Origin of the sequence: Pseudoalteromonas shioyasakiensis (assembly GCF_022398475.1) — a bacterium.
Taxonomy (GTDB): Bacteria; Pseudomonadota; Gammaproteobacteria; order Enterobacterales; family Alteromonadaceae; genus Pseudoalteromonas.
The window spans coordinates 1-5479 of record NZ_JAKEVM010000200.1; the positions used below are offsets into that span (position 1 = coordinate 1).

General features: G+C 36.3%; 4 protein-coding genes. 1 reads left to right on the top strand and 3 read right to left on the bottom strand.

Annotated features, from left to right (window positions below):
• Nucleotides 1-2294 (top strand): ATP-binding protein (locus L1D51_RS20235; protein WP_239964653.1); only part of this gene is annotated, 2294 nt, incomplete at its 5' end.
• A 1140-nt stretch (nt 2295-3434) separates the two neighbouring features.
• Here L1D51_RS20235 and L1D51_RS20240 read toward each other — a convergent pair.
• The 3 genes from L1D51_RS20240 to L1D51_RS20250 form a co-directional block, all read right to left on the bottom strand.
• Nucleotides 3435-3827 (bottom strand): hypothetical protein, encoded by a 393-nt coding sequence (locus tag L1D51_RS20240; protein ID WP_239964655.1) that lies wholly within the window; start codon nt 3825-3827, stop codon nt 3435-3437.
• A 49-nt stretch (nt 3828-3876) separates the two neighbouring features.
• Nucleotides 3877-4194 (bottom strand): hypothetical protein, encoded by a 318-nt coding sequence (locus L1D51_RS20245; protein ID WP_239964656.1) that lies wholly within the window; start codon nt 4192-4194, stop codon nt 3877-3879.
• Between the two features lie 214 nt (nt 4195-4408).
• The gene (locus L1D51_RS20250) at nt 4409-4861 is read right to left on the bottom strand and encodes a hypothetical protein (RefSeq protein WP_239964657.1); all 453 of its coding nucleotides are present in this window, start codon (nt 4859-4861) and stop codon (nt 4409-4411) included.
• Nucleotides 4862-5479: the final 618 nt, after the last annotated feature.

Consider the following 5479-nt stretch of genomic DNA (forward strand, 5'->3'; position numbering starts at 1 on the left):
ATACAGCGGAGCGTTTGTTATCAATTTCTAAAGTGACAGCATTAGGGAAACTAGCCAAAGATGTTGAGTTTCTATCAAAATTACCCATCCACACCTACGTAACTGATATTCAAAGCTCTAAATCACAAATTAAAGATGAATTATCTGAACAACTTGGCGAAACAACGCTTCATTACGCTATATCTGTTAGCCCCGTTTTTTCTGAACACAATACCTTAATAGGGCTTGCTTTAATTATTAGAGATATAACAAAAGAAAAAGATGCAGAGATAAAAGTAAAACGATTGAATACTGAGCTTGAAGCGAAAGTTCGAAAGCGTACTCAAGCGCTTGCTGAGGCCAAAGATGATGCTATCAAGCATAGCGATATAAAAAGTGCTTTCATATCGAATATAAGCCATGAGCTTCGTACTCCGCTTAATGGAGTCATTGGTACTTTAAATATTTTAAAACGGGAAGAGTTGTCTGATAAATCACGAAACCTTGTTGAAATGATGGATCTAAGTGCGTCAAATTTAAATCTATTAATTAATGACATACTTGATTTATCAAAGATCGAAGCAGGTAAACTGGATCTAAATCTTAAAACAATCAATCTACAACTGCTAATTGAAAGGCTAGTTGAATCGAGTGCTATTAGAGCCTTTGATAAAGGGTTAAATGTATATTTAGATACCAGTAACTTAAACTGTGAAAATGTTAAAACAGATCCGCTCAGACTCACCCAAATTTTAAATAACTTAATCAGTAATGCGATAAAATTTACTGACAAAGGCTATATCAAAGTCATTGTTAGTTCTGAGCGCATATCAGAAGATACACATGATTTAAAAGTGAACGTCCAAGATACAGGAATAGGGATCGCGCCTAGTACACAAGGACAATTATTTGATGCTTTTCAGCAGGCAAGTACATCAATATCAGAAAAGTTTGGGGGGACCGGACTTGGCTTATCTATTTGTAAACAATTATGCCAATTAATGGGTGGAGGCATTTCTGTCAGCTCAACGTTAAACCAAGGCAGTGTTTTCACCTTCAATATTAAAGTTCGCTGCAATACAGAAAGCATTCAGGTTCCTGAAATATGTTACGAGAATAAAGCCATTTTGGTGGCGAGTAGTGATCCGAATATTTGGGAGGTTTTAGATAAGACAATCAGTTTGCTAGACGGTATTGTCAGCACATGCTCTATGGCGGAGCTTGGTAAGCATAAAAACAAAGCTTTTGACTATGTGTTCTTAGACTATGAAGATGATACTACTAATAACATAGGTTCAATCATTGAAGTTTTAAGCGAAAACAACCAAAGCGCTCAGTTTATAACACTTCATCAACCAGGAAACCCACTCCCTAAAGGTATTGCATCAAAAGTATCTCAAATTACAAAGCCTGTAACCCAAACAGAGCTGGTGCAAGTAGCTGGCTACGAAGTGCCAAAAAGTGAACCATTATATCTACTTTCTGAAACCAGCGGCTTTGAACTTTCAGATGATATCACTGAGCAATTAAAAGAGTGTACGGTATTGATTGTCGATGATAACGAAATAAACATTGAGGTTGCTAAAGGCGCATTAGATGAGCTGCCAATCAATATTTTAACAGCAAGTAATGGGCAAGATGTAATAGCACTTTTAAATCAGTACAACACAAATGAAAAGCAAATAAATTGCATACTAATGGATTGCCAAATGCCAATTTTAGATGGTTATCAAGTGTGTGAAAAAATACGCGTAGGAGAAGCTGGAAAGTATTTTATTGATGTTCCAATCATTGCAATGACTGCAAGCGCGATGGCAGGTGAAAAGGAAAAATGCTTAGCCGTGGGGATGAGTGATTATGTGAGTAAGCCAATTGAAGCAGTTAAAGTATTAGAAAAGGTCGTTAAATGGTCATTATCAAGCTACGAGGGGCAACCTAAAGCAATGCCTCATGTAGAAAGTGAGCTCGAAGAAGAAAAGCTGTGGGATCGCGAACAAGCCCTTGCACGATTATTAAATAAAGAAGTCTTACTAAACAAAATTTGTGAAGTGTTTGTTGTTAAAGCACCTATTAAAGTGCAGGAACTTATCGAGCAACACAAACAAGGGAATAGTGAAGAGGTCCGTCAAATAGCGCATGCGTTAAAAGGGATGTGTGGTGAAATAAGCGCTAACAAACTAAGAGAAGTATTTTCTGATATTGAGGTGGTAGCTGAGAAAGGTAATTTGGAAATAGGCGCTAAACTAGTCACGATCGAACAAATGATACCTAAGTTAGTAGAGGACGTTATAAAAAGTACAGTGCCTTACAAGTAAGCTCTGCTTAAGTCTTAGAGAGGCGGTGCTAATTAGGGGGTCACTTTAATAAATTGCATAGAGCAATCCGCCGACACTAACTCTTTTTTGTCCAAAAATAAGTTAGCCATAGCATTAACAGCTCGACCAGAAACTTCATAATAAAAGCGCCCATTGGGCGCTGAGTATTACAAGTACTTCTCTCTTAAGCTCGATTCTACATAACCTAAGATTTCTGCAAATATGAATGCGATTATAAGTCGTGCATATCCATCGATACCCGAGAATGAGTAACTTGATGCAGCTTTGTAGATGGAAAAATAGTCCACGACCCAAAATCCAACCACAATAACTACAGATATATAAATTACATTCACGATAACTCGAACTAAATCTAGAACGAACTTTAAGCGTAATGACTTCACACAGTTTCTCCTGTTTTATGTACTGTGCATATACATAAGTTTGGTCGATGAGAAATCTAAGAAGAAAAGCAGACACATGGTGCCTGCTTTTCTGTTTTATTGCTCTGTCATTCATCTGAGTTTGCTGCAACGCATTCGTGCAACTCACACAGCTAACTCTCCCTACAGTTAACTCTTATCGCAAACCGCTTATATATGCGAGCTGACTTCCTAAAGAAGCCAAGTCTAGGTCCTCCGCCAGGGTGCGGTGGTAACGACATTTGCTAAGTGATGATTGAGCGTCCTGCTTATTTCAGTATGTCTCGTACTATTAAGTAAGAAATAAACAAGCAAAATAAGTGTGTTTATTACCAGTTTAGTAAAGTGAATTTTTATTTTGTTAGCTTCGCTATTCTGTATTTGAGTTAGCATGTCATTGAATAATAGAAATGGCATTGGTAATGCTCTATGGCTGTATAGTGAAATCATGCTGTGATTGCGATGTGTTATAGTTAATTAATTGCAAAAGTAGCGAGATATATTTTTTTCTCGCTTTGAATAGGAGAAGTACTATGAACTTTCAGATTGAATACTTATCTTTCCTGGTCCCCCTATCAATTATGATTGGCGGCGCTATTTGGGTATATCTAGATAATAAAAAAGCGAATACCAACGAATAGCGTCATCGCAAGTAAGGGCATGACGCTATCTGGTAATAATATATTCAAGAAAAAGCGACTCTTTCGAGTCGCTTCAATTAACCATCATTTTCAATGATTGTGTTCCAATGCCACTGCGCTAATTCGAAAAACAAATCAGGCGGCAGTAGAAAGAACTGTTCAAATTCATCAGCCCAATGCTCGCAGAAATCTTTTATTTGGTCGATGTAAAAGATAAGTATGCGATACATACCACTCCCTTCAAGATACTGACTTTCAAGGCTATGCTCTCGAGCAATTGACTTACTAACACTAACCCCGACGACTTTTCCAACATCATCACGATGGACATATATGTATTGTGAAAAGTCTAACTCAAGCCTGTCTTCGTTAGTGACATTTGCAAGCCAAAGGCTCGTCGATGCGTCTTGAAAAGGTGACTTAGATTCTCTTGTGTACTTTCTGACAATTTGAAGTTTTGTTTGGCTCATATTTATCTCCTGTATGTACTTAAAGATAAACATGTTCACTTCAAGCGAATTAATACGAGTTATCGAAGTCAAATTTCAACTGACGCTCATCAACAAAGCCTTCAGTATCACCATCCCCATTACTCATTAATAAGTTAGTGTTGCTGCAGAGTAGTAATAATAGTGACCTTAGAAGAGGTAACTGTTCATAGCTAAAACTAATTTTGTAGCTACTAGAAAAACAGTGAAATAACAGTTTCTCTACATCAAAATTATCTTCCGTAAGGTTTAGGTCATAAATAGCGTCATACTCTTGATAAAGGCACTGACTAACTTTCTCTAAAAAATCGGCCGCTACAGCAGCATTGAACTTCTCATTTTCCAACATATTTACTCCATGTAATTTTAATTACAAATAAGAAGCGGCAGACAATGCAAATTTTGTATAAGTAGCTCGCATTTATTTTCGAAGACAAACTTTTTGGAGATGAATATGACTAACTCAAACGTTGTGGAATTATTTCAGAAGCGACCTGCAATAGCTAATCATGGCTACATATATTACATAAGAAACTATGTAGCCCATCGAGAGTTCTAAAACTTTAATCAAATACCTTTGAATGTGCAAAAACGACCTCACTATCTGCGTAGCGAGTTATAAAGTCAGTTTCATCAAAATAAAAATCATAAAAGCAAGATGTAGTTATTGGCTTTTCATTCTCGAGTAAAATTTCAAATTCGGCCTGTAGCACTTCAGAAGCGCGTATAGGCTTATCAAAGTACACGTAACATTTCGAATCACCACCTAATGAATGAGTTTTTCCATCAATATTTATTTTATTACCCTCAATTACAATTTCATTGGGTGTAAGAACTAGATACGAAAAATAGTAGGCTGCACATAAGTAAAATATTGGAGATACAAACAGCGCAGCTTTTATCTTTATGGATTCCGTATCATGAAAGTAATATGTAGATACCAAAGATACCAATGAGAAAAGAAGTGTTATGACAAACATTGGTGAAAGCCAGTTTTTTTTAAATTTGAAATTCAATATTGATTACCATTTTAAAGCTTAAGTTGACTCAACTGCATTGAACCAATTAGAGAGAGTAATTTTAAGGTTCTCGCCTGTTTCAGCAAGCACCATTAAGTTTTTTATTTTCCATCAAGTTTGTTTTTTCTCATCCGATCAAAAAATAATAAATCAGCAGACAATGCAAATTTTGCATAAGTAGCTCGTATTTATTTTCGAAGACAAACTTTTTGGAGATGAATATGACTAACTCAAACGTTGTGGAACTATTTCAGAAGCGACCTGCAGTTGCTAATGATGAAGAATATATTGCTTTATATGAGCAAAATAATGATTACATTTATTACGTAAGAAATTATGTAGCTCAGCAAGCGTTTATAGTTGTTAGCGACTCTCTTATGCAAGCAATACCTGAGGAGATGCGCCCAGCTACGAACGTGTTTTTCAGTTGTAATTTCTGCTTATTGAAACAGTTCAAGCAATTGGTGCAATCGCATATTCTCAACACTGGACAATTTCTTTATTTTTATCATTTGTTTGATAAATCAGTTAACGCGTTTTTTGACTCGTTATGACTTAAAGCCAGCTCTGCTGGCTTTTTTAATGAATAAGAGTGCTCTAAAAGCCCTGTTTGGG